Source organism: Calditerrivibrio sp. (assembly GCA_026415135.1).
GTDB lineage: Bacteria > Chrysiogenota > Deferribacteres > Deferribacterales > Calditerrivibrionaceae > Calditerrivibrio.
The window spans coordinates 44,539-69,094 of the sequence record JAOAHS010000032.1 but is presented as its reverse complement, the minus strand read 5'-3'; the positions used below and the strand labels follow the sequence as shown (position 1 = coordinate 69,094).

Annotated in this window: 23 protein-coding genes and 1 pseudogene; 12 read left to right on the top strand and 12 right to left on the bottom strand. The window is 34.0% G+C overall.

Annotation, left to right across the window (positions count from 1 at the left end):
• Positions 1–50 precede the first annotated feature (50 nt).
• The gene (galE, locus tag N3C60_06115; protein ID MCX8084480.1) at positions 51–1,058 is read right to left on the bottom strand and encodes a UDP-glucose 4-epimerase GalE; all 1,008 of its coding nucleotides are present in this window, start codon (positions 1,056–1,058) and stop codon (positions 51–53) included.
• Between the two features lie 145 nt (positions 1,059–1,203).
• Here galE and N3C60_06110 point away from each other — a divergent pair, with 145 nt between their 5' ends.
• Positions 1,204–2,922, top strand: coding sequence for an ABC transporter transmembrane domain-containing protein (locus N3C60_06110; protein ID MCX8084479.1), 1,719 nt, complete (start codon positions 1,204–1,206; stop codon positions 2,920–2,922).
• Between the two features lie 2 nt (positions 2,923–2,924).
• Here the strand turns inward: N3C60_06110 and N3C60_06105 are convergent, their stop codons facing one another.
• Positions 2,925–3,917 (bottom strand): diguanylate cyclase, encoded by a 993-nt coding sequence (locus tag N3C60_06105; GenBank protein ID MCX8084478.1) that lies wholly within the window; start codon positions 3,915–3,917, stop codon positions 2,925–2,927.
• Between the two features lie 193 nt (positions 3,918–4,110).
• Here N3C60_06105 and N3C60_06100 point away from each other — a divergent pair.
• From N3C60_06100 to recJ, 7 genes and pseudogenes are all read left to right on the top strand, one after another.
• Positions 4,111–4,224, top strand: a pseudogene (locus N3C60_06100) (prepilin-type N-terminal cleavage/methylation domain-containing protein).
• A gap of 109 nt (positions 4,225–4,333) precedes the next feature.
• Positions 4,334–4,660 (top strand): hypothetical protein, encoded by a 327-nt coding sequence (locus tag N3C60_06095; GenBank protein ID MCX8084477.1) that lies wholly within the window; start codon positions 4,334–4,336, stop codon positions 4,658–4,660.
• A 552-nt stretch (positions 4,661–5,212) separates the two neighbouring features.
• The gene (locus tag N3C60_06090; GenBank protein MCX8084476.1) at positions 5,213–6,490 is read left to right on the top strand and encodes an O-antigen ligase family protein; all 1,278 of its coding nucleotides are present in this window, start codon (positions 5,213–5,215) and stop codon (positions 6,488–6,490) included.
• Positions 6,491–6,560: 70 nt separating this feature from the next.
• Positions 6,561–7,346 carry an ABC transporter permease gene (locus tag N3C60_06085; protein MCX8084475.1) on the top strand — a complete coding sequence of 262 codons (786 nt, stop codon included), beginning with the start codon at positions 6,561–6,563 and terminating at the stop codon, positions 7,344–7,346.
• 85 nt (positions 7,347–7,431) lie between these two features.
• On the top strand, positions 7,432–8,205 hold the full coding sequence (locus N3C60_06080; GenBank protein MCX8084474.1) for a hypothetical protein: 774 nt from the start codon (positions 7,432–7,434) through the stop codon (positions 8,203–8,205).
• A 10-nt stretch (positions 8,206–8,215) separates the two neighbouring features.
• A complete protein-coding gene (locus N3C60_06075) occupies positions 8,216–9,106 on the top strand; it encodes an ABC transporter ATP-binding protein (GenBank protein MCX8084473.1) in 891 nt (296 codons plus the stop codon).
• Between the two features lie 2 nt (positions 9,107–9,108).
• Positions 9,109–10,728, top strand: coding sequence for a single-stranded-DNA-specific exonuclease RecJ (gene recJ / locus N3C60_06070; protein MCX8084472.1), 1,620 nt, complete (start codon positions 9,109–9,111; stop codon positions 10,726–10,728).
• On the opposite strand, the gene nth is transcribed toward recJ, so the two are convergent.
• The 8 genes from nth to N3C60_06030 are packed head-to-tail and all read right to left on the bottom strand — an operon-like array spanning position 10,705 to position 17,630.
• Entirely contained in the window at positions 10,705–11,349 is a 645-nt protein-coding gene (gene nth / locus N3C60_06065) for an endonuclease III (GenBank protein ID MCX8084471.1), read from the bottom strand. The two genes, recJ and nth, sit on opposite strands and share 24 nt — an antisense overlap.
• The gene (locus N3C60_06060) at positions 11,328–12,776 is read right to left on the bottom strand and encodes a menaquinone biosynthesis decarboxylase (protein ID MCX8084470.1); all 1,449 of its coding nucleotides are present in this window, start codon (positions 12,774–12,776) and stop codon (positions 11,328–11,330) included. Before N3C60_06060 ends, nth begins: the two co-directional genes overlap by 22 nt.
• A gap of 15 nt (positions 12,777–12,791) precedes the next feature.
• A complete protein-coding gene (gene ubiE / locus N3C60_06055) occupies positions 12,792–13,472 on the bottom strand; it encodes a bifunctional demethylmenaquinone methyltransferase/2-methoxy-6-polyprenyl-1,4-benzoquinol methylase UbiE (GenBank protein ID MCX8084469.1) in 681 nt (226 codons plus the stop codon).
• Between the two features lie 3 nt (positions 13,473–13,475).
• The gene (locus N3C60_06050; GenBank protein MCX8084468.1) at positions 13,476–15,026 is read right to left on the bottom strand and encodes a SpoIIE family protein phosphatase; all 1,551 of its coding nucleotides are present in this window, start codon (positions 15,024–15,026) and stop codon (positions 13,476–13,478) included.
• The gene (locus N3C60_06045; protein MCX8084467.1) at positions 15,007–16,086 is read right to left on the bottom strand and encodes an HDOD domain-containing protein; all 1,080 of its coding nucleotides are present in this window, start codon (positions 16,084–16,086) and stop codon (positions 15,007–15,009) included. The genes N3C60_06050 and N3C60_06045 overlap by 20 nt, the downstream gene beginning before the upstream one ends.
• Positions 16,083–16,445, bottom strand: a complete 363-nt coding sequence (locus tag N3C60_06040) for a response regulator (protein ID MCX8084466.1) — start codon at positions 16,443–16,445, stop codon at positions 16,083–16,085. The genes N3C60_06045 and N3C60_06040 overlap by 4 nt, the downstream gene beginning before the upstream one ends.
• Entirely contained in the window at positions 16,446–17,009 is a 564-nt protein-coding gene (locus N3C60_06035; GenBank protein ID MCX8084465.1) for a hypothetical protein, read from the bottom strand.
• A 15-nt stretch (positions 17,010–17,024) separates the two neighbouring features.
• A complete protein-coding gene (locus tag N3C60_06030; GenBank protein MCX8084464.1) occupies positions 17,025–17,630 on the bottom strand; it encodes a pyrimidine 5'-nucleotidase in 606 nt (201 codons plus the stop codon).
• Positions 17,631–17,739: 109 nt separating this feature from the next.
• Here N3C60_06030 and N3C60_06025 point away from each other — a divergent pair, with 109 nt between their 5' ends.
• Genes N3C60_06025 through N3C60_06010 form a run of 4 tightly spaced genes read left to right on the top strand, consistent with a single transcriptional unit; the run spans position 17,740 to position 22,709 of the window.
• Complete coding sequence (locus N3C60_06025) at positions 17,740–20,265, top strand: ATP-binding protein (GenBank protein ID MCX8084463.1); 2,526 nt, start codon at positions 17,740–17,742, stop codon at positions 20,263–20,265.
• A 6-nt stretch (positions 20,266–20,271) separates the two neighbouring features.
• On the top strand, positions 20,272–21,051 hold the full coding sequence (locus tag N3C60_06020) for an amino acid ABC transporter permease (GenBank protein MCX8084462.1): 780 nt from the start codon (positions 20,272–20,274) through the stop codon (positions 21,049–21,051).
• The gene (locus N3C60_06015; protein MCX8084461.1) at positions 21,048–21,845 is read left to right on the top strand and encodes a transporter substrate-binding domain-containing protein; all 798 of its coding nucleotides are present in this window, start codon (positions 21,048–21,050) and stop codon (positions 21,843–21,845) included. Before N3C60_06020 ends, N3C60_06015 begins: the two co-directional genes overlap by 4 nt.
• Before the next feature lie 6 nt (positions 21,846–21,851).
• A complete protein-coding gene (locus N3C60_06010; protein MCX8084460.1) occupies positions 21,852–22,709 on the top strand; it encodes an amino acid ABC transporter permease in 858 nt (285 codons plus the stop codon).
• Positions 22,710–22,732: 23 nt separating this feature from the next.
• Here the strand turns inward: N3C60_06010 and N3C60_06005 are convergent, their stop codons facing one another.
• Positions 22,733–23,719, bottom strand: coding sequence for an NAD(P)H-quinone oxidoreductase (locus tag N3C60_06005; protein MCX8084459.1), 987 nt, complete (start codon positions 23,717–23,719; stop codon positions 22,733–22,735).
• Positions 23,720–23,905: 186 nt separating this feature from the next.
• The gene (locus N3C60_06000; GenBank protein MCX8084458.1) at positions 23,906–24,553 is read right to left on the bottom strand and encodes a hypothetical protein; all 648 of its coding nucleotides are present in this window, start codon (positions 24,551–24,553) and stop codon (positions 23,906–23,908) included.
• Between the last annotated feature and the right edge of the window lie 3 nt (positions 24,554–24,556).

Below are 24,556 nucleotides of genomic sequence, written 5' to 3'. Positions count from 1 at the left end.
AAAACTTAGTTTTGTTTTTTTATTATATTTATTTAATTAAATCAAGTTTTTTATATACCAATTAGTAACTTCTTTTCCCATTCGAGGGCTGTTTTGCATATAAATTCGAGATCGTTATACTTTGGTGACCAGCCCATTAGAGATTTTATCTTCTTGTTGTCTGCTACTAAAATAGCTGGATCCCCAGCTCTTCTACCTGTTTTTTCTACTATAAAGTCTATTTTGGAAACTTTTTTCATAACATCTATAACATCTTTAACTGAATAACCATGACCGTAGCCACAATTAAAGATGTTGCTGGAGTTTTTTTCTAAAAAGTCTAAGGCCTTTAGATGGGCATCAGCAAGATCGTCAACATGGATGTAGTCTCTTATACATGTGCCATCCTTTGTGGGGTAGTCTTCTCCAAATATAAACATCTTGTCCCTTTTCCCTACTGCTGTTTCTGCTGCGACTTTTATAAGATGTGTGGCATTTGGAAACGACTGGCCGATTCTGTTTTTTTCATCTGCTCCAGCTACATTAAAATACCTTAAGATTACATATTTGAAATCTTTGTAGGCTTTACCGCTGTCTATTAGTACATTTTCACTCATCAATTTACTCATACCGTAGGGGTTGATAGGAGATGTAGGTGTTTCTTCACTTATAGGGTTGTTTTCTGGTTCACCATATACTGCTGCGGTGGATGAAAAGATAAATTTGTTTATACCATATTTAACGGCGTGGTTTATGAGATTAGTTGTGTTGACTGTGTTGTTTAAATAATATTTTAGTGGATTTTCTACGCTTTCTGGGACTATGATGCTTGCAGCAAAATGGATAATAGCACTAAAATTATGTGATTTTATTATTCCTTCCACCTCATTAAAATTTTTCAGATCTGTGTGTAAAAATTTCAGTCTGCTACTGTTAATAGCTTTTAGTGTTTCTATGGTTTTGGGCTGGCCTGTGGAGAGATTGTCTAATATTGTTACTTGATTGTCTGTGAATTCAAGAATCTGTTTTACCACGTGGCTACCTATATAACCAGCTCCACCGGTGACTAAAATATGCATTTATTCCCCCTTATCATTTTTGTAGTTTTTTTAGCATAAAATTTTTAACAAGTAAAATAGTAACGCTCATGTTTTAAATTTGTTATTGCTATTTCGGTAGATTTAAAATAATTATTAAAGGATTAATAATCTAATAGGAGCTATATTGGGTATATTAAAAAGACTTTGGACATATTTTAGGGATTATAAAGTACCTATTTTCTGGTCTGTTATTGCATCTTTGGTGGTGTCTGTAAGCAATGGGGCTTCAGCTTATATTGTGAAACCGGCTCTGGATGAGATATTTATAAAAAAAGATGCCACTAAGCTTTATTTAATTGTTTTTTTAATTGTGGGGATATATACTTTTAAGGGAGTGGGGCGGTTTTTTCAAAACTATCTTATGAGCATTACTTCTCAGAAGGTTATTAAACGTTTGAGGGATGAACTTTACGAAAAGATCATAGAACTGCCTGTTACTTTTTTTAATGAGAGTTCCACAGGAATGCTTATGTCGAGGATTACCTATGATGTGGGGCTTATCCAATCTTCGGTGCCTGCTTTTATATCTTTGATAAGGGAGGTTTTTACAATTGTGGGTCTTGCATTTGTGGTGTTATATCAGGATTGGCAATTGGGTTTGGTTGCCTTGTTTGTTTTGCCTGTTTTTGTCACCCCAATTGTTAAGTTAGGCAAAAAGATCAAGAAATATAGTAAAAAAAGTCAAGAGACGATTGGAGATATCTCATCTTTATTGAAAGAAACTATTACTGGGATTAAAGTGATAAAAAGCTTTACCAATGAAGAAGCTGAGAAAGAGAGATTTAAAAATAATAATGATAAGTTTTTAAAGGAACAGATCAAGGCCACCTTTTATAACGAACTTGGCTCACCTGTTATGGAGTTTTTAGGGTCTCTTATCATTGCTGCTGTAATCATTTACGGTGGATCAAAGGTTATTTCAGGGGAGTCTACTCCTGGGACTTTTTTCTCTTTTTTAGCTGCAATTGCGTTGATGTATGATCCCTTTAAGAGGATTAATAGCTCAAATAGCACAATACAGGCTGCTATTGGAGCTTCCGAACGGGTATTTGAAATACTGGATACCTATCAAGCCAAAAAAACACCACAAGGGGATAAAATATGCAATGCTTTTGGAAAGAGGATAGAGTTTAAGGATGTTTATTTTGCTTATAATGCTAATGAGTATGTACTTAGAAATATAAATTTTATTGTAGAACCAGGGGAAACAGTGGCTCTAGTGGGTCCAAGTGGTTCTGGTAAAACAACTATTGCAAATCTTTTGCCGAGGTTTTACGATGTATCAATGGGTTCGATATCTATAGGAGGAGTTGACATAAGGGAATTTACCCTCAGGTCCCTAAGAGAAAATATTGCGATGGTTAGTCAGGATATTTTTCTCTTTAACGAAAGTGTACTTTACAATATATGCTATGGTTCTGAAAAAGTGGATGAACAAAGACTAATAGAAGCGGCAAAGGCAGCTTTTGCTTACGATTTTATCATGGAGATGCCCAATGGATTTGAGACAAGAATAGGTGAGATGGGTGTGAAGTTATCTGGTGGTCAGAGACAAAGGCTTGCTATTGCAAGAGCGATATATAAAAATCCACCTATCTTGATTCTGGATGAAGCTACGAGTGCTCTGGATACTGAATCAGAAAAAATAGTACAATCAGCATTGGATAACCTAATGAAAGGGAAAACAAGTATAGTAATTGCCCACAGATTATCTACGGTGATAAATGCTGATAGGATTGTGGTCTTGAATAATGGTGAAATAGAGGCTGTTGCTCCACATAAAGTACTGCTTGATACTTCTAATACCTATAGAAAACTGTACACAATGCAGGCTTTTACCTAAGGTTATATGGGATCTGTTTCCACCCTGTTTCTACCGTTTAATTTGGCTTTGTAGAGGAGTTTGTCTACCCTATTGATCAGTGAATCATGGGTTTCTCCGATTTTATACTCTGTGACTCCAAAACTGGCGGTTTTATGTCCAATACCTTTAAAAACCTTTTTTTCTATAGACTTCCTAATATCTTCTGCTAAGATCACGGCATCTTTGCAAGATGTTTCTGGGCATACAATGATGAACTCTTCTCCACCCCATCTTCCGCAAAAATCTGTCTTTCTCAGCCTTGAAGATAATATCTCTGAAAATTGGATCAATGTATTGTCTCCTGCTACATGACCAAATTCGTCATTGACTTTTTTGAAATAGTCGATGTCTGTTAAGATCACTGAAAAAATGGTATTGTATCTTTTTGATCTCTCTATTTCTATTTCTAAGATATCTTCTATTTTCCGTCTATTAAATAGGCCGGTGAGTTTATCAGTAGTGGCTGTAATCGTGAGTTCTTTGATGGTGTCGTTTAATTGAATGGTTCTTTCAGCCAAACATCTCTCAAGGACAATGTTTCTATCTTCTAATTCTTTTAGTGGATAAGCCTCATCTTCTCCATGTTCTTTGGTGGGAAAAGAAATATGTTTGTGTTCCATGAGCCACCGATCTTGATGCTTAACCCAGATAGATGATATCCTTATATGGTTGAACTTTACCGTAGTATTTAATAAATAAAATTCAAAATTAATATCGCAAAGGATTATACCTATGTTATCGGTTGGTGTGACAATGGTGAGTTCGTCTATTGTGTATTTTATCGGTTCTTTTACCTGTGTTAGATCTCTGATGTATAAGTCTATACTGGTTATTCTATCCTTCCCTTTTTCATCGAAACCTGTTCCGTAAACAGTAAAATTTGGTCCGAGTAAATTTATTGTGGTATAGATGTCTCTTTTAGTTAAGTAGCAATCGAGGTATTTTTCGAAAACCTCTTTTAGCTCTTCTTTCATAGTTTAATCTTAAATAAACTCAAGCTATTTGTCAAGCCTTTGTATGTTACTATTTTGTTATGTTATTTGACAAAAATGTTAAGTTTGGTATTCATGCATTCTATTAAATCGCTCTATAAAATGGTTGTTTTGACGTAAGATTGATGGCATTTTATTTGCATGTTGATATCCATCAAAATAAGGAGGTAGATCTATGAAGACGGTAAAAAAAGGTTTTACCCTCATCGAGCTACTTGTAGTAGTAGCAATCATTGCAATATTAGCAGCTATTGCGATACCACAATTTGCTAGTTACAGGACAAAATCTTACAACAGTGCTGCCCAGAGCGACTTAAGGAATATCAAGACATCTCTTGAATCCTATTTTGCTGATAATCAAAAATATCCGACAGATCTATAATTTATAGGGGGTAGTTATGAAAAGATCATTAGTAATTGGATTAGTTTTGGCTCTTTCAAGTTTTGTAACTGCGGCATTAAATGTGGATACAAATATCCAGAATATTTCAGCTAAACCTTCGCAAAATGTTGATGTTGCCTATGGGGTTGACACAGGCCAGTTAAATTATGGGTTAGCCACAAAGCATTCATCAGGTAATAGAGTGTTTGCTACCACTAATAATACAACCTCTATTTATTACAAAGAAAATGACACTTATAAGGGTCAGTCACTTGGTGCTACAAATACCTTGGGAGAAATAACAGAAGGTGCTGCTGATATCTCCGGCTGGAGCAAACTTTAAATATAGTATCTGATGTTTAGAAATCATAATAAAGGGGCTGTGGGCCCCTTTATTATTTTTATTTGCTTATATCTTTTTATAGCAAATGATTTTTTTTATAATAGTCTTGGTTTTAACTTTTTTTTAGTTTTTTTATTGGGTACATTTTTTATTTTTAAAAGCCGGAATATAGTTCTAAATATCAAATCATTATCTCTTCTGTTAACCCTTTTTTCAATCAACTTAATTGTTAGTAAGTACAAAGTTGATACTCTAATATTTATTTTTTATGTGGTGTCTCTATTATTCATATTCTTAAACTGGGCAAACAAGGTTTTGTCCCTTAAAATTATTTTACTAATCTCGTTTTTACATACTACGTTAGTATTGATAAATTATTATGTTATCGATTCCGATATTACCTTGTTGTTTCCATTGATTTATTTGAAATCAAATACGGCTAATGGATTCTTGCATCAGCAAAATATTAGTGCACTTTTTATCAATACTGGCTTATTACTCCTTTTTTATTTTTATAATCATAAAAAAGATGTCAGGTATAGATGGTATATAATGTTCTTGAAATTATATTTTGCTTATGTGGGAATAATGACTACCTCAAGAGCCTCTTTTTTAGGTGTATTGCTGGCTATTCTTTTAATAATTTATATTAATTATAAAAAGAACAACAGGTTATGGAAATACAATGTTTCATTTTTGACTTGCTACATTTTTATGTTTATAGTCTATCAATTCTTGTCGGATCATGATGTTGTTTTTAAAACTATTCAGGATTCTATGAACCAGCTTTCTTCTATAGATTCGAGGTTAAATATTTGGCTTGCACAGCTTTTTATGTTTTTGGAAAAACCTATTTTAGGGTGGGGGTTTGAAAATTTTAAGTATTTTAATTACCCTTATCAGTTAAAGGCAATAGAGATAACAGGTTTTAGTTATGAAAATTTAGGTAACTTTACTTATGGTCATAATGAGTTTTTACAAATACTTGTTGAAGGTGGTCTTTTATTTTTTTTCTTGATTTTATATGCATTTTATAAGGGGCTTACTAATTTAAAGGGGGTAAAAAATTATAAGCTACCTTTCTTAGCTTTGATAATCCTTTACCTTGTTCAATTCTTTTTTGAGTGGGAATTCAGGTACCCTTTGATCGGGGTCTTGTTTGCAGTTTTTTTATCAAAACTTTTTGACCCCCAAAAGTATATGGTAAAACAGAACAATGAGTGTAACAGGGGCTGCAAAACCTTTATTATTTGTGTTAAATCGGTTATGTTTATTGTTACTACGGTGCTCTTTGTCTTTCTTTCGTATGAATATCCTATATTGATTGAATTTTATAAAAAAGATAATTATGAGGCGGTATTCAAGCTGAATGAGTCGATATTTGGTTATAAATCTAAAGAGGTTTATCTGATGAAAAAACAAAAAGATATTATCAAAAAGATCTTTGGTGATAAACTATATTTGACAAAATCTACAGCTAATGAGGATATATACAATAAACTAATCAGTTTTGACTCCGGAGAGTCAGAAAGGCTTATAAAGTTAACAACGGAGCAATTGTCAAAAAAAGAGATCTGGTACTATTATACTATGTTGGGTTTTTGGTATACTTTGGGTAGGAAATATGATATAGCAGAGACTTATTATAAAAAATCGATAAGGTATTATCCTATGAGTGATGCTGCCTTTTTCCTTTTTGCTATTAATTCGAGGCTTAAGTTTTCTAAAAGCTACGTGGAGTTTTATAACCTGCTTCCAGATGAGGATAAAATAAATGAACTTATGAAAAGGTTAGATGAAGTAATGAGTAAAAAGATAAAGTCACCCTAATAAAAACTTGACAATGAAATATGGGGCTAATATTATTCTAAAGCTCAAAGAATACACTGGGGAGTACAACATGTCTTTATTGAGGTATACGCTAAAATCACTTTTTTTTGATAGAATGATTATAGTGCTTATTTGTTTTATTGGTCTTTACGCCTTTGTACCGATTTTTAGCTATTTTTCTATGAGGCAGTTGCAGGAGATATCTATTACGATGTCGTTGTCTTTAAATTCTTTTATTTTGTTACTCATGGCCATATTTGGGGGAACAATTACAATATGGAGAGATATAGAAAGGAAATATACATATACAGTCGTTAGTTACCCTATCTCAAGGACAAACTATCTTTTACAGAGGTTTGTTGCGATTGTTTTGGTGTTGCTAATAATTACTATAGTTAATGCTATCTTGGGTTATTTTACTATAAAAATTTCCGCCAGTCTTTATAAGTCGGATCTACCACTTCAATGGGATAAGGTATTTATTGCTTATATTGCTACTTTTTTGAAATATACTTTGTTGCTTTCCTTTACTTTTTTGTTTGCCTCATTTTCTACATCATTCTTTACACCGATTTTTTTGACAATGGCAGTGTATCTCATAGGTAATGCTACCCAAGGGATGTTTGATTTTGTTACCAAAGAGGGGAGTGACTTCAATCTTTTTATAAAAAACACTGTCATATTTGCATATTATACTTTTCCAAACTTTTCATCTTTTGACTATACCGCTTATGCAAGTTATTCTTTACCGTTAGAACAGGGAATGTTGACAGGGATGCTGATATATTTTGTTATTTATACTTCGATAGTTTTGGTGTCTGCTATAATAATATTTAATAAAAGGGATCTATATTAATATGTCTGGTTACAGGGGATATCTCTTGTCGCTATTTCTTTTAATAGTGGTGTATATTTTCTATATCCCTGACTACCATAACCTTATGAAGCAAAAATCTACTATACAAAAACTTGGATATACCCCATCAGGTAGGCTTTATAAGGCTTTGGTGGGGGAATACAGATGGTTTTTGGGGGATTATTTGTCATTTAAATCTATTGTTTACTATGGTGGTAAGGTGGAGTTTTTAATCAGGGGGAGATTTGATGAGGTCGAATATTATAACCTATATAGGACAGTCGAGACATCAGTTTTACTAAACCCTTACAACGAAGATATTTATTATTTTGCACAGGCTACGTTTACTTGGGATATAGGTAGGGTTAGAGAGGTAAATAGGATATTGGAATATGTTTTTAAGTATAGATCATGGGATTTTAAAATACCTTTTTATTTGGGGTTTAATAATGCCTATTTCCTAAAAGATTATAAGACTGCTTCAGTATATTATCAAAAAGCTTCTGAGCTTTCAGGGTCACCACTTTTTGCAAACCTTGCTGCAAGGTATCTTTATGAAGGAGGGGAGACTGCGTTAGGGATAAGTTATTTGAAAACAATGATAAAAATGACAAGAAAAGAGGAGATCAAAAAACAGTATGAGACAAGATTAAAGGCTCTTGAGGCTATATATGAGATTGAGATAGCACTTAAAAAGTATCAGGAGAATCACAAAGATATACCTACATTGGAGAGACTTGTAGAATTAAAATATTTAACTGCTATTCCTGTTGACCCTTATGGTGGTAAATTTTATATAGATGATAATGGTAAAGTTAGGACGACAAGTAAGATGGCATTTCTAAGTCATAAAAATTAAGGGTGATATTATGGGTGCTATTGAGATAAAAGATCTTTGTAAAAGTTTTAAACTAAGAGGGAAAGGGATTAAGGCTCTGGATAACCTTACTTTTTCTGTGGAAGAGGGGGAGATATATGGCTTTTTAGGGCCTAATGGGGCAGGTAAGAGTACTACGATTAAAATCCTTATGGATTTAATCAGGGCTGACTCTGGTGAAGCCAGGATGTTTGGAGTACCTGTAGAGGATTTTAGAGCAAGGATAGCAGTTGGTTTTATGCCAGAGAACCCGCAATATTATGACAACCTTACCGGTTTTGATCTTTTGATGCTCACTGCTGGGATGTATAAGTTGGATATTGAAAAAGCCAAAAAAAAGGCCTGGGAGCTTTTGGAGTTGTTTGAATTGAAGGATTCTGCGAAGAAGCAGATCAGGAAATATAGTAAAGGAATGGTACAAAGGATAGGATTTGCATCAAGTATAGTGCACGAACCTAAGTTGCTTATCCTTGATGAACCTATGAGTGGTCTTGATCCATTGGGGCGTATTTTGTTTAAACAGGTGATGAAAGATTTAAACAGTAGAGGGGTAACTATATTTTTTAGTTCCCACATAATACCTGATATTGAGGAGATTTGCACAAAAGTTGTAATGATAAAATCTGGAAAGGTAATAAAGCAGCTTGATAGCTTAGAGATAAAGCATTTAAGCACTTTTGGTTTTAGTATTATTGTAAAAAAAGATAAAATAGAGGGTAAGGGATTTGAATACAAGGATATCGGTGGCGATATTGTAGCTATAGATGTATCAAAGGAGGATTTCATGGAAGTCATGGACAAAATAAAGTCTATGTCTGCGGAAATCATAGATATAAACCCGATAAAGACAAATCTTGAGGATCTTTTTATAAAAATGATGTAGCTATGAGAAAGCCTGAAGAGATTATAGAGGAGATTTTAAAAAGACGGGGCATCATTGATACAACTGCTTATTTAAACCCACATCCAAAATATCTGGAAAAATCTGAAAAACTTATTTCAAAGGATGTAGCTGGAAAAATTCTGAATAAGCTTAAAAAGGCCAAAAGTATAGTTATCTACAGCGATTATGATGTGGATGGTGTGACCTCTTCTGTCCTTTTTTCAAAGTTTTTGTCGGAGATCGGTATAAAAAACTATAGAGTAGTTATACCCAGCAGGTTTAAGGATGGGTATGGGCTAAATATAAAGAGAATTGAAGAAGAATGGGACAAAGATCCCTTTGATTTTTTAATTACATTTGATTGTGGTATAAGTTCGAGAAAGGAGGTGGAATATCTGAGGAGCAAAGGTGTTTTTGTAGTCATAACTGATCATCATCTCCCTTTAGATGATGTACCTAACGCAGATATAATTATAAACCCTAAATTAACAGCGTCAGCTGATAGGGGGGATTATTATTTGTGTGGTTGTGGAGTGGCTTTTAAGCTCATTCATATGATAAAAAATGTGATAGGTAATGGGGTGGATCTTAAAAAGTATCTCGATCTTGTTGCCCTTGCCACTGTAGCGGATATTGTACCTTTGGTGGGTGACAACAGAATATTGGTCAAGTATGGGTTGGATGTGATCAATAGTAATCCTTCTCTAGGTGTTAAATCTTTGATGGCGGTAGCAGGACTTAAGGGAGATGTGGGGAGTTATCATCTTGGGTTCGTTTTGGGACCAAGGATAAATGCAAGTGGTAGACTTGATATAGCTGATACAAGTTATCATCTTTTAGTATGTGAGGATGAGACAGACGCAAAAGTACTTGCATCAAAGCTTGATGAACTTAACGAGGCAAGAAAAAAGGAGTGCGATGAGATTTTTGAGGAAGCCATTTCTATGATGGAAGAAACAGATGGTAATGGGATATGTCTTTACCAGAAACACTGGAATAAAGGTGTAATAGGTATTGTTGCTTCAAGGCTTGTCGAACGATATAATACATCTGTGATCCTTTTTGGTACTAATGTGGATAAAGAGGATGATAATGGTATAATAAGTGGCTCTGGTAGAACGGCTGATGGTGTAGATCTTTTTGGGTTTTTATCCGAAATAGATAAAGTATATCCCGGCCTGATGATAAAATATGGTGGCCATACAAAAGCTTGTGGGCTTTCAGTATATGAAAAGAATTTTGAAAAGTTTAAATCTGTTTTTCATCGTATGCTGAAAGACGTGGAGTTTTCTGATACAAAGGTAAGCTATGATCTTGCTTTAAGTTTTTCCGATCTGAATGAGAGACTTGTAGAGTTTATAAAAAAGATGGAGCCTTTTGGGTATGGCAACGAAAATCCGAGGTTTCTTTTCAAAAATGTTGAGCTATTGGACTTTAGAAAGATTGGTACTGGGGAACATCTATCATTAAACCTTCAGCAGAATGGCCAAAGGTTTAGAGGGGTGTGGTTTAATGGAGATGAAAATAGGATAGATTCTACTTTGGATATTGTAGCAAACTTAGATTTTAATGAGTATAATGGAAACAGGTATATTCAGCTAAAGGTGGTTGGAATTGTTTGAAATGTAAATGCAGTCGCTGTTCATTCCGCAACCACTGCACAGGGGTTTTCTTGCTTTGCAGACTTTGCGGCCAAAATGTATCATCTGATGAGATACTTTTCTCCACTTATGCTGGGGTATAAGTGCCATTAAGTCTTTTTCTATTTTTAATGGGTCCTGATGGTTAGTTAGTCCTAACCTTTTGCTTATTCTCGATACGTGAGTATCCACTACAATACCCACAGGGAAACTGTATTCCCCTAAAATTACATTTGCTGTTTTCCTACCTATGCCGGGGAGTTTCACAAGTTTAGCCATATTTAGTGGTAGGATATTCTTGTGTTCTTTAGTTATTATTTTGGCAAGGTTGATAATTGAGTTTGCTTTGTTGTTGAAAAAGCCTGTGGGCTTGATGATCGCTTTTACCACATCTATATCTGCAGAAGCGAGACTGGGGAAGTCTGGAAATTGGGAAAAAAGATGAGGTGTTACCTTATTTACCACCTCATCGGTACATTGGGCGCTAAGTATTGTGGCTATGGTAAGTTCATATACATTTTTGTGCTTTAATTCGCAGTTTGCATCAGGAAACTCTTTGTCTAAATAGTCTAAAAATCTTTCTATAATCCCAGATCTTTCCACTTACTATCTACCAGCTTTTTTATCTCTTCTGTCATGACGATATCTTCAGGCCATTCCCTAAGATGACCTTCTGATGACCATTTTTTTGTGGCATCTATACCAATCTTTGCTCCCCAGAAAGCATAAGGGGATGAATGGTCAAGGGCATCCAGTGGTCCTTCCATTATGACGATATCCCTTTTCCAGTCAACGTTGTTACCAAGTCTCCAGAGGACTTCGGAGGTATTGTGAACATTCACATCTTTATCTACTACTACGATCATCTTAGTGAACATCATCTGACCTGTACCCCATACAAAGTTCATAATCTTCTTTGCGTGCATTGGGTATTTTTTATCGATGGATATAAACATGATGTTATGGAATACCCCTTCTAAAGGTAGAGCCATATCGACTATCTCAGGAACCTGTTTCTTTAGCAGTGGTAGGAATATTCTACCTGTGGCTACACCCATATAACAATCTTCCATAGGTGGTTTGCCCACTATTGTTGTGGGGTATATGGCGTTTTTCCTGTGGGTGATGCATGTGACGTGGAAAACCGGGTACATATCTGCTAAGGAATAATAGCCTGTATGATCTCCAAAAGGTCCTTCGAGTCTTAATTCATCTATATTTACGTAGCCTTCGAGGACTATTTCGCTATTTGCAGGAACTTCTAAGTCTACTGTTTCACATTTCACAAGTTCTACAGGTTTTTTTCTTATGAATCCAGCCAGTAGCATCTCATCTATGCCATCTGGTGCTGGTGCTGTGGCTGAATAGATGACTGCAGGATCTGCACCCAAAGAGACAGCTACCTCAAGCCTCTTTAACCCCATCTTCTTAGCTTTTCTATAGTGTTCTGCTCCATGATGGTGGATATGCCAGTGCATACCAGTGGTCTTTTTATCATATACCTGCATCCTGTACATACCACAGTTTCTTGTGCCTGTCTCAGGATCCTTTGTAAAAATGTTTGGTAGCGTGATAAATCTTCCGGCGTCTTTAGGCCAGCATTGTAATATAGGGAATTTAAAAAGATCTACCTCATCATCTTTTAAAATTACCTCTTTGCAGGGTCCGCTTTTGACTATTTTGGGGAATATCTGATTCAATTCAAAGAGCATAGGAAGGGATTTCATCTTATCGATAAAGTTTTGGGGAACATTTCTGTCAATGAGGTTTATGATTCTTTCACCAAGCTCATCCAAGGAGTCTACTTCTAAGGCCATGTTCATTCGCTTGGTGGATCCAAAGGTATTTATCAAGAGGGGATGTTCTGACCCTTTAGGCTTTTCAAAAAGTAGTGCTGGGCCATAATTTTTGGATACTCTATCTGTTATCTCTGTTATCTCCAAGATAGGGTCGCATTCCTGCTTTATCCTGATAAGTTCTTTCTCTTTTTCCAGCAGATCTATGAACTCTCTAAGATCTTTATAAGCCATAAAAACTCCTTTTGTTTATTTATAGCATATAGCTGCATTGCATATACCAAATGTCATGTAGTTAAAATCTACTCTTCTAAATCCGGCATTTGTGATCATCGTTTTATAATCGGTTTTATTAGGAAACTGATATACGGATTCTGGTAGATAGCTATAGGCACTTCTGTTGCCTGAGATTAGTCCGCCTATAAGAGGTAGTATCTTTAAAAAATATAGTCTGTAGATTTTGGAAAAAAGGGTCCCCTCGGGTTGGGAGAATTCTAAGATACAAAGTACTCCACCCGGTTTTAATACCCTGTAGATTTCTATTAAGCCAACGTCTTTTCTCACAACATTTCTAAACCCAAAAGCTATCATAACTCTATCAAAAGTCTGATCCTTAAATGGTAAAAAATGAGCATCACCATTTACCAATGCAGCATTATTGACTTTTGATTTTGCAAGATCTAACATATTCTTACTAAAGTCTGTGCCTATCACTTTAATACTTTTATATTTTTTCTTTAGTTCGACGGTCATATCCCCTGTACCGCAGGCAAGATCCAATATGAGCATATCATCCTTAATATTCAGTAAAGAGATTGCTTTTTTTCTCCAGTAAACATCTCTTCTAAAACTTAAAAGTCGATTTAATAGATCATATTTAGGTGCAATATTGTCAAACATCTTTTGTATCTGTTTAGATTTATCTTCCAAGTGCTACCCCTTTAAAACTATTTTAATGCATGTAAAATCATCCATCTGGTGATCTTTGTCTGTTACAAGTTCGTGGTAAAGGTTTTTAATGAACTCTTTGGGAGAGCTTTTGGAGCTCGATAATATCTTTTGTATATCATCATAATCTGTATATTCTACAAGACCATCTGAGTAAATGAAGATATGGTCTCCTGTTTCAAGGGGAAATGTTTTTTCCTTATAGTCTTCGATGATTATTCCTGCAGGCATATATTCTGATGGAATTTGCAGGATCTGATCATTTCTTCGGATAAAGATTGGTTCATGACCTAATGATATGTAGCTCATAATATTTGTGCTTTTATCAATGCAACAAACAAAAAGTGTAACAAATCTGCCATCTAAATTTTTGTTTAATAAAAAATGTGAAAGGTACTGAGCAAAGTTTGAGGGGCTTTTAATGTTAAAACCAGTATAAAGTTCAAATATTGTGGACATGGCTACTGTAATAACGGCAGCTGAATAACCTTTTCCACATACATCAGCAAGACATACCATGATATGCTCATCTTCATTTACAATACTTAAAAAATCACCACCAGCTTGTTTTGCAGGATAACTTACTCCAAATATATCATATTTGTTGCAACTATGCTCAATCTCCTTTTTTACAAATCTATTGAGAATATCTGCGGTAGTTTTCATTTCGTTTTCTTCTAGCTTTAGTGTTAGTTCTCTTTGGTGGTTTATGGCGTTTTCTATTGCTATGGAGGTGATGTGGGATACTATTTCTGAAAACTCTTTATCTGGATAAAAGTGAGTTGAAATATTAAACAAAGCAATTTTAAGATTTAATTTTTCCTCAAATATCAAAAACATGTTATTTATAAGATATTTGTCTGATGTTAACTCATTTTCCACAAATTCTGTATGTTCTATTCTATTTATATAGTCCAAAAGAGGTTCATCGGATATGAATATGGAGTCCTTAATATTTTCCTTTGTTAGACCGATCGAATAAAATTCACCTTGATGTATGAGAAAGCCTGCTTGGGATTCAAATATATCCATAAAAAAACTAAGGGACTTTGTGTAGATAGACTCAAAATCAAGTAATTTTAATATGTTGCTGGATCTCTTAATAAAGTCGATCTTCTTTTGATACTCTATAAAAATACTGGTTCTTACTTCTGCTGCGTTAAGATCATAAAGTTTTGAGGATAGTATGGTGATGAGATTTGGGTTTATTATATCTGGTTCTACCTCTTCACAGATTGATAAACCGAGTAGTATATTATCTTTATGTTCTAAAAAAAAAGTAGTGTATATCTCTATCCCATTGGTAAAGCATACGGTTTTGTTGTCATTGTAGTAATTTAAATCTATAAGATCACAAAAGGTTAAATCACCTGTATCTATTGTTGCGCTGTTTATTGTAGCAATTTTGTTGGTTATGTCCCAAATTATATACTTTTTTATATTGTTTGCACTTAAGTATTTTTCTAAATGTTTTATGAAGTCTGTTTTTGTTTCTGAGATTAAGGCAAGTGCTAATTCATTGTGCAGTGTCAACATCTTCAGCCTTTTTGAGGATATTTGTAAGTTCTGATATATCTATTTTTAATTGAAGTTTTATTTCATCTATAAAGCTATCTGATTCATATCTGTTTTTATCTAAGAGGTTTGAGTAGTATAATATGGTTGAAAAGGTATCTTCTGTTTTAGTGTGATGGTCCCTGACTGCTTTTATAATGCTTTTACTTAATCCCCATTTTTCAAGGATAATTGCGGAAACCTCTTCGTGGGTTAGACCAACCTGGTTTTTTTCATCTTCTGATGATTGTACCTCTTTTAAGAGAAAGTCCACTAATACTATCTTCCCTATATCGTGCATCAACCCAGCCAAATAGCAAGCATCTGTGTCCATTTTACATTTTTTCCCTATGAATTCTGTAATAAGGGCGGTGTTGTATGCGTGTTCCCAAAGTTTTGTTCCATTTGTTCCGTACAGGGAGAAATTTTTATGGTAGAAATCTTCTATGGAGACCGAAAGGATAAGGTTTTTTATGGAATTCGTACCAAGAAGCATGGATGCTTGATCTATACTTGTGATCTCCTTCCTGAGAGCATAAAAGGGTGAATTTATCAGCTTTAAAACCTTTGATGAAATACCTTGATCAGTTTTGATTTTATCAATTATCTTTTTCAAGGACGTTTCATCACTTCGGGTTAGTTTTAAAAGCTCTTGGGCTACAAGGGGTAAAGGGGGGATATTTTCTGCTTTTGCTAAAATTTTTGCTCTTAAAACCTCAGTTTCATTGATGGTTTTGCCAAGCTCTGCGTCTTTGATGGATATCAGTTTTTTCAACAACACATCGTTGTTGGCTGATGCAGGTAAGATACCAGAAAAACTGTAGTTTTTTATAAGGTTTATTATTTTTTGGTCATTACTTTTAAGATAAAGTAAAGATGGTTTGTCAAACTGTTTTGGTATACCGTTAAAATCATTGAGGGTTTCTATAGATATTAGGAAAACATCAGCTTTAGTGGAGATTACTGACTGAACGTATTGCTTGAGGGATTCTTTTATTCTGTTGTTTAATTCTTGGTTCCCAAAAAAAGCAACATTGATCATTGTTTTTTTAGCTCCATAATCTTGTCAACAAGCTCTTTTGGGCTAAATGGCTTTGTGAGATACTCGTTTGCTCCAGCTTCTTTACCTATTTTGATATCCTGTTCTGTGGCTTTTGCGGTGAGCATGATGATCGGTATTGACTTAAACTCCTCATGTTTCCTTAGTTCTTTACAGGTGGTTATTCCATCCATCTCAGGCATCATTATGTCTAAAACGATGATCTCAGGATTCGATTTGATGGCAAGCTCCAATGCCTGCTTCCCATTACTGGCTTCTATTACATCGAACCCAGCTTTTTTAAGGTGTAATACAACCACTTTTCTAAGTCTAAGCTCGTCGTCAGCAAGTAGCACTTTCATCTAAAACTCCACAATTAGATTATTTTTTGTATACTCGAAGGTTATCCCATGTTTAGAAAAGATATCTTTTATTATTTTGAATATGTTTGGAAAAGCATCTCTTGCTTCTTCTATGGATATGTTTAGAGATTTTTGTGAGATTTCTATCTCAAGGTTATTGGAAGAGATCTTTATTACTTCAAAAATAATAAGTTGGAGTAGATATTTTAAAATATAGCCACTTTTCGAAATTCTACAATCAACGGCTTCTATATTTACAGTAACTTCTTGAAGTGTGATCAAGCTTTTTTGTTCTTCTAAAAATTTTTCTACTATGGTTTTTATATTTACTTCATATTCTGAATCGTAGATCTTTTTTTGTAATATGTGGTCTATCAAGATATTAAGTGATACATCCAGTATGTCGATGATGTATGCTGATTCATATACGCTATTCATCTCTTCATCATCTATAGAAATTATACCTGTTTTCAAAGCTTCAAGAGTGGCTACAATTGTCGAAGTACAGGTTCTTAAATTGTGGGAAAAGTACCCGTAAATATCAATCAAGTCTTTTTTTACCATAAAAATATCTCACCTTCATATTTTTACTTCATATATCGATTTTATTGTGATATCTGCATTTTCACAGTGTTCGTTGCCTACTAAGACTGTTTTAAATCCTATTCTTTTTGCTGCTTCTATGTTTTCTGGCATGTCGTCTATAAAGTAACTTTCGTAAGGGTTTATCTCTGTAAGTTTAATAAATTCTTCGAAACTTTCAAAAGATGGTTTGGGTTTAAATGAAAGGTCTTCAATGGAATAAATGTCGTGGAAAAGATCAAGGATGCCAAGAGCAGTTAGAACATTTATTGCATGTTTTTTGGATCCATTGGTAAAAATGTATTTTTCTGCATCTATTGAGGACAATATCTCGTAAAGTAATGGGTCAGGATTAAGTAGTAGGTGATAATCCAGGTTGTGAACAAAATCTAAATATTGATATGGATCTACATTGTGATGTATCATAAGCCCTTTGAGGGTAATTCCATAGATTTTTCTATATTCTTGTCTGAGGTTATCCACGATGTAAGATGGTATACCCAGTATTTCTTGCATAAAAGTATTTATTTTTAGATCGACGTTTTTTAGTAAGCCAGACTCTGGGGGATAGATGGTGTTGTCGAGATCAAAAATTACCTTCATTATTTTATAATAACAGAAACTCACTCAATTTTCAAGGTCTAAGGTTTTTTTATTTTTGATTTCTTTATAATTTTGTTGATTTTTGTGGTATAGATTTTATAATTTTAATATGAAAAGGATAATTTTTTGGATATTATTTATTTTGGTGTCGAATATATTGACAGGTTATATCGTAGAATCTTTAACTAAAAACGATTTAAGTAGATATAATCAACAACTAATTAATAAGTTTTACCTTGAATTTAATACAATTGTTAAAGATTTTTATAACATTTCTGATATTGTGTTTGATTCATATATTTTAAGAGACTCTGAGTTACTTGCAAAACTGTACAGTGCGTTAATTTTGGAAAGAGGTAAGGATGATACAAGGGAATATATCTATAATAAACTGTTACCTGTGTTTAATAAAATTAATGAAAAGGGTTATACCCAGATTCATATCATAGATAAAGATGGGTATAGTTTTTTAAGATTACATTTGCCAGATGTGTATGGGGATGATATCAAGTCCATCAGAACTGTTGTGTCATATGCAATAGATAATCATGTTAAGACTACTGGTCTTGAAACTGGTAAGCATGAGATTGCTTATAGAGTAGCTTATCCTATATTCTATAAAGGTATTTTTTTGGGGGTTGTGGACTTGGGATTAAATACCGATTTTATATTAAATTATATAAACAGAGAGCTTAGCGGTAGGTTTTTTCTTTTGGTTTATAAAGAGGCCGTCAAGGTCATGAAGGAGGAGGTTTTTAAAAAACTGTATGAAGAGGCATCGTTTGCAAAAGGGTTTTACTACAATAAAAAGTATTCAGAATTAAATAAAGACATCTATATAAATGATACAACGAAGAGCTTACAGCTCTTACCACCCAGAGAATATGTACTAAATTCTAACAATAATGTACTTATCTTTTTACCACTTTATGATGTTAATAAGGTTTTTTTAGGGTATACTGTAAAGATTGAAAAAGATAGTTTTTATGAAAATATTTTATGGCGTAAGTATACTTTACAGGTGATGATATTCATATTGACAGTAGGATTTGCTTTGGGGATAATGGTTATTTCCAAAAGGAATGAGATATTGAAAAAAGAGATGGAGGAGAAAAACAGGTATCTTGAGAAGCTGAATGAATTAAATAACATGTACAATATTGTTTTAGAGTACAGTGATCAGATTGTATATGATTATAATATGAAAACAGGTATTGTAAAAAGAAGTGGGGCCATCAAAGATATTTTAGGTATAGAACAATTAGAATTTGAAAAAACCCATGTGAATGATTTTATTAGATTATTACATCCTGAGGATAGGGATGTAGCTTTATCGATAGTTCAGAACCCAAAGCCTAATAATACAAAGTTTGATTGCAGGTATAAGCTCAGAAAAAAAGATGGTTCTTATGCTTATATCCATGATCAGGGTGTTTACATGGATATTGCAGGTGAGTTGCACATATTTGGAACAATGAAGGATATTTCTTCTACTATAAAATACCAGGAAGCTATTCAGCAGGCCCAGAGATTAGAGTCGATTGGGATATTAGCTGGTGGAATAGCCCATGATTTTAATAATCTCTTAGCTGGGATTTGGAACTACATTGAGATGATTAGATTGATGAAAGATCCTAACATGATCGATGATCTAATAGAAAAAGCACGCAATGGCTTTGAAAGAGCAAAAGCATTAACAAACCAATTGTTAACTTTTTCAAAAGGTGGAGAACCCAATATTACTGTGGTGAATATAAAGAGGTTAATTACAGATATTGTACCTTTTGTTTTGTCCGGATCAGCAGTAAGGTATAAGCTGACAATTAATGATGATGTTTTGTATTGTTTGGCTGATGAACACCAGATATCCCAGGTTTTCGAAAACATTTTGATTAATGCAAGACAATCTATGTCTGATAAAGGTGAAATTACTGTGGAGGTTTCTAAATATATACACAAAAATGGTGATAGTGCTATTACACTGTTAGATGGTGAGTATGTCAAGGTATCGATAACTGATACCGGTTGTGGTATTCCAGAAGAACATTTGAAGAGAATATTTGAGCCTTATTTTACTACGAAGAAAAAAGGGAAGGGGCTTGGTTTGGCGATATGTTATAATATAGTTAAGAGGCATAATGGTTATATTGACATCAAATCAACGCCTGGTGTTGGAAGTACTTTTGATGTGTATTTGCCTGCTACAGATAGGGCACCTACTGATACGGCTACTAAAACGATAGAGTTCTATGATAAGCTAAATATTTTAGTTATGGATGATGAGGAGCTTATTCTAGATTCTTGTAAGATTCTGTTGGAGACGTTGGGGCATACGGTTTATCTATGTAGAAATGGGAACGAGGTCATTGAAATGTATAAAGAATTGAAATCAAAGGGGATCAATATTGATGTTTTTATCCTTGATATTACAATTGTTGGTGGTATGGGTGGGCAGGAGACAGTTAAAGAGCTCTTAAAAATGGATAGTAATATAAGAGCTATTGTTTCAAGTGGTTATGCTGAAGATCATGTTTTTAAGGACTTTAACAGTTATGGTTTTTCTGCTGTTTTAAAAAAACCATACGAGTTACAGGATGTTAAAGAAGCATTAAGAAAGGCTATTGCTAAAAATTGATCTTTTATGATGATTTCAATTAATAGAAATTTGGGATTAAGGATATTATCTTACCTTATACTTATATTTTCATTATATTTTTTGACTACTCTTGTAGATTATAAATGGGACTGGTATAGGATTCCAAGATTGTTGGGTTATTTTGAATATGGTCGATTCATCAGTGGTGAATTACTCAAGGGTTTTTTTAAGACCATTGAGATTGCTTTTTTATCAATTTTTAGTGCTTTAATGGTGGGTTCTTTTGCTGCAATATTAAGTTTTTCCCCTTTAAGTTCATTACAAATAATCTATAAAGCCTATATTTTTTCCTTTAGAAATACTCCGCTGATAATTCAGATTTTGATCAACTATTTTATTGTTGGTCATATTTATAATTTAAGTGCTTATTGGGTAGCAGTGGGTACACTGGCTTTGTTTGAGGGATCTTATGTAGCAGAGATTTTAAGGGGTGGATTTGGAGGCATATCTAAAGAGCAATGGCTTGCTGGGTACTCTCTTGGTTTGAGTAGATGTCAGGTATTTGGAAGGGTAATTTTGCCCCAAACAGTCCCTGTTGTTCTTCCGCCTTTAGGTAATATTGTGGTATCCACTGTGAAGGATTCTTCACTTTTATCAGTTATATCGATATATGAACTCACCTTTGAAGCCCAAAAAGCTGTGAGTGAATCGTTTTTGACATTTGAAATTTGGTGGACGGTTGCTGTTTTATATTTTATAATAAATATAATAATTACTATTTTAGTAAGATTTTTAGAAATAAAAAGTATGAGGTGGAAAAGATGAGAAAAGTTTTACTTCTTGTTATCTTCCTTTTGTTTTTGTTTACTAATGGATTTAATTTATTTGCTCAACAAAGTACCCTTGATACTGTTTTAAAAAGGGGGAAGTTGATAGTAGGTATGTCTACGTTTGTACCATGGGCGATGCAAACTAAATCTGGTGACTGGGTAGGGTTTGAAATTGATGTGGCTAAGAGGCTTGCAAAGGATATGGGAGTGACAGCTGAGTTTGTACCTACTAAGTGGTCTGGCATCATACCTTCACTGTTGACGGGGAAATACGATATTATTATCGGAGGTATGGGTATTACACCGGAGAGGGCCTTAAAGGTGAACTTTTCAATACCATATGACTATTCTGGTATGTCTATTGTTGCCAATAGGGCCAAAACGAAGGCTGCTGGACTTGAAGGATTTAATAATCCAGATACGATAATTGTAGCAAGGATGGGAACTACAGCTGCAGAGGTAGCTAAAAAGTATTTCCCTAAAGCCCAGATAAAGCTTTTTGATGACGAAGCCCAAGCTATCCAAGAACTGCTAAATGGAAGGGCTACGGCACTTGTGGCATCAGCTCCTTTACCGGCATTTTTGGCAATTGAGCATCCATCAAAGCTTTATTTGCCTATAAAAGGGACTTTTACAAAAGAGCCGATAGGTTTTGCTGTGAGAAAAGGTGATCAAGAGTTTTTAAACTTTTTAAACAGCTGGATAACAGTGGTTTCTGCTGAAGGGTGGCTTGAAGAGAGGAAGCATTACTGGTTTGAAACAAAAAATTGGGAGTCTCTGCTGAAATAGGTTTAAATGAAGCGTTTTTTAAGCAAGTTTACTGTTGCGGATCTCTTTGTAATCATTACTGTTTTGATCTTGTGTTTAAGTTTTTTTAATACTTTAAATGTTAAAACTGAGTATGAGTTTAGATGGGGGGAGGTTAAGGACTTTTTTTATTACTACAATGGTGATAGTTTTGAGTATGGGCTGATACTTAAAGGGTTGTTTTATACTTTAAAACTTTCATTATGGATAACAATAATTTCTTTTGTTATGGGTTTTTTTTGTGGTTTTCTAATGTCCATAAACAGAGGGGTGAGTTTTTACTTTTTAGATACTTTTTTTAATTTTATTAGGAATATACCACCTATTGTTATTATTTTTATATCATACTTTTTAGTGGGAGATCTATTTGCTCGTGTTATTTCATTTGATATGTTAGTGCCTTTGAGTTACCATAAAACTTTTGAAATAATATTTGTACCCTCAAGTTTAATTGTTCAGTTTATATCTGCCGTGGTAGGATTAAGTGTCTATGAAGCCTCATATATTTCTGAAATTGTAAAAGGTGGATTAAACAGTGTAGATAAGACCCAGTATGATGCTGCATATGCTTTGGGGTTATCAAAATTAGAAACCTACAGAAAAGTAGTTATACCTCAGGCATTGAAGTCAGTTTTACCTGCTATGATGGGGCATCTGGTCTCCATTATCAAAAATACTGCGATAGCATCTGTGGTAGCTATCCCTGAACTAACCTTTCAGGGTATGGAGATTATATCTTCTTCAAAATTAATTATTGAAATGTGGGTGGTGATCTTTTTACTTTACCTCATTGTATCTGTTTTAGCTATCAAGTTGATTAAGGTGGTAATACTTAGGATGAAGTGAAAAGGGGCATCAAGCCCCTTAAATTATGATATTTTTAATACTATCTTACCAAAATGTAGATCATCTTCCATCATCTTATGGGCAGCTTTGACCTCTTCAAGGGGGAATACTTTACTTATAATTGGTACAATTGTTCTATCAGCAAATTTTGGAATGACGACTCGGGTAAATTCTGATACAATCTCCCCTTTTTCATGGATTGGCCTTGATCTTAAAACCGACCCGATAATTTTATGTCTTTTTACCATCAAGAGACCTATATTGAGTTCTGCTTTTATACCACTTATGACACCAATAATCACAAGTCTACCAGCATATGCAAGAGATTTTATATTTGGGTCTAAATACTTTGCTCCTACATGATCCAATATTACATCTACACCTTTTTTGTTGGTAAATTCTTTGACAATTTCGCTAAAGTCTGAGGTTTCTTTAAAATTGATAACCAAATCGGCACCTAATTTTTTAACACCTTCAATTTTTTCCGGAGAGGCTGTGACTATGATTTTGGAATTGGGGGCAAGAGCTTTTACGAGCTGGATCCCAGCGGTATTTACACCACCACCACCGCCATGAAGAAGAACGGTTTCCCCATCTTTTAGTTCGCCTAACATGAAAACATTTAGAAAAGCTGTTATATAGGATTCACAAACACATGCTGCTTCTTCAAAACTCATAGAATCTGGTATCTTTATAAGATGATTAGCATAAGCAACAGCATACTCTGCGTAACCCCCTCCACCTACAAGAGTCATTACCCTATCTCCTATATTCCATCCTTTTACATCCTTACCTAATTTTTCAATAACCCCAGCAACTTCCAAACCCAATATCTCCGATTCACCTGGGGGAGGTGGATATTTCCCTTCTCTTTGGACAAGATCCGGTCTATTTATCGAAGAAGCCATAACCTTTATTAAAACCTGATTATCCTTTGGCTCTGGGATATCTACTTCTCGAATTTCTAAAACATCCACTGGTCCAAAACCATTGCAAAACACCGCTTTCATATTGCCTCCTGATGGTGTAATCTTGTTTTTAAATGATGTTTTATTTTATACGTTATTTTGTAAAAATCAAGTATAATGTTCTGGTGTAATTTGTTGTTAATAAAAATTACTATAAATCTTTTTTCGATTTTTGTTTCTTTTGTATATTTTGGATGTTCACATCAGTAGAAGGTGTGTATTTCCTATTCATTTTTTTTTGGGCATCTTTGGGTTTTTATCGAGGTAGCAGAAAAATTCATGGGTTAAATCTCCGTAGGTATTTAGTATAACGAATGTTCTGTGGGGAATTTTCATGTTGAGTTTCTTTGAAACCTTTTTTAAAGTGGGATAAAAGGGATGCTGGGGAGTAATTACAGGAGAAATCCTCGATAGATGATACATTCTTTCTCTTTCTTTAAGGTGTCTATTAAACTCAATGGGGTTAACTTTATAAATGTATAGTTCATCATCAAAAAATGGTTCATAACACTCAACTACGAAAAGATCTTTTTTTTCATCTCTGCCTTCTTCTACAAGTTTTTTTGATTGTCGATAGGTGAGTTTTAGATTTCCAATATTAATTTTCAGATTTTCTATGGTATTGCCTTTAAGTATGAACTCAGCAGTGTTTTCCTTCTTAACAGAGTATTTAATGTTTATAATCTCAGTTTTTATTTCTATACATTTGTATTGTTCAATTTCCATGGCATGGGCAAAATCTAATAAAAGCATACAGGAGATTATTATAAGAAACTTTTTCATCTCTTCTATATAAGTTTCATAATAGTTATTTAATAATTTAAAGTTTTCTTGATTTTTTGCAATGTTAGATGGTGTAGCTATTAAGATTTTCATTGT

Coding starts and splice junctions, on each gene's coding strand:
- galE (MCX8084480.1), bottom strand. CDS start 1,058: ATGCATATTTTAGTCACCGGTGGAGCTGGTTATATAGGTAGCCACGTG.
- N3C60_06105 (MCX8084478.1), bottom strand. CDS start 3,917: ATGAAAGAAGAGCTAAAAGAGGTTTTCGAAAAATACCTCGATTGCTAC.
- N3C60_06095 (MCX8084477.1), top strand. CDS start 4,334: ATGAAAAGATCATTAGTAATTGGATTAGTTTTGGCTCTTTCAAGTTTT.
- N3C60_06090 (MCX8084476.1), top strand. CDS start 5,213: ATGTTCTTGAAATTATATTTTGCTTATGTGGGAATAATGACTACCTCA.
- N3C60_06085 (MCX8084475.1), top strand. CDS start 6,561: ATGTCTTTATTGAGGTATACGCTAAAATCACTTTTTTTTGATAGAATG.
- N3C60_06080 (MCX8084474.1), top strand. CDS start 7,432: ATGAAGCAAAAATCTACTATACAAAAACTTGGATATACCCCATCAGGT.
- N3C60_06075 (MCX8084473.1), top strand. CDS start 8,216: ATGGGTGCTATTGAGATAAAAGATCTTTGTAAAAGTTTTAAACTAAGA.
- recJ (MCX8084472.1), top strand. CDS start 9,109: ATGAGAAAGCCTGAAGAGATTATAGAGGAGATTTTAAAAAGACGGGGC.
- N3C60_06060 (MCX8084470.1), bottom strand. CDS start 12,776: ATGGCTTATAAAGATCTTAGAGAGTTCATAGATCTGCTGGAAAAAGAG.
- N3C60_06050 (MCX8084468.1), bottom strand. CDS start 15,026: ATGTTGACACTGCACAATGAATTAGCACTTGCCTTAATCTCAGAAACA.
- N3C60_06045 (MCX8084467.1), bottom strand. CDS start 16,086: ATGATCAATGTTGCTTTTTTTGGGAACCAAGAATTAAACAACAGAATA.
- N3C60_06040 (MCX8084466.1), bottom strand. CDS start 16,445: ATGAAAGTGCTACTTGCTGACGACGAGCTTAGACTTAGAAAAGTGGTT.
- N3C60_06035 (MCX8084465.1), bottom strand. CDS start 17,009: ATGGTAAAAAAAGACTTGATTGATATTTACGGGTACTTTTCCCACAAT.
- N3C60_06030 (MCX8084464.1), bottom strand. CDS start 17,630: ATGAAGGTAATTTTTGATCTCGACAACACCATCTATCCCCCAGAGTCT.
- N3C60_06025 (MCX8084463.1), top strand. CDS start 17,740: ATGAAAAGGATAATTTTTTGGATATTATTTATTTTGGTGTCGAATATA.
- N3C60_06020 (MCX8084462.1), top strand. CDS start 20,272: ATGATGATTTCAATTAATAGAAATTTGGGATTAAGGATATTATCTTAC.
- N3C60_06015 (MCX8084461.1), top strand. CDS start 21,048: ATGAGAAAAGTTTTACTTCTTGTTATCTTCCTTTTGTTTTTGTTTACT.
- N3C60_06010 (MCX8084460.1), top strand. CDS start 21,852: ATGAAGCGTTTTTTAAGCAAGTTTACTGTTGCGGATCTCTTTGTAATC.
- N3C60_06005 (MCX8084459.1), bottom strand. CDS start 23,719: ATGAAAGCGGTGTTTTGCAATGGTTTTGGACCAGTGGATGTTTTAGAA.
- N3C60_06000 (MCX8084458.1), bottom strand. CDS start 24,553: ATGAAAATCTTAATAGCTACACCATCTAACATTGCAAAAAATCAAGAA.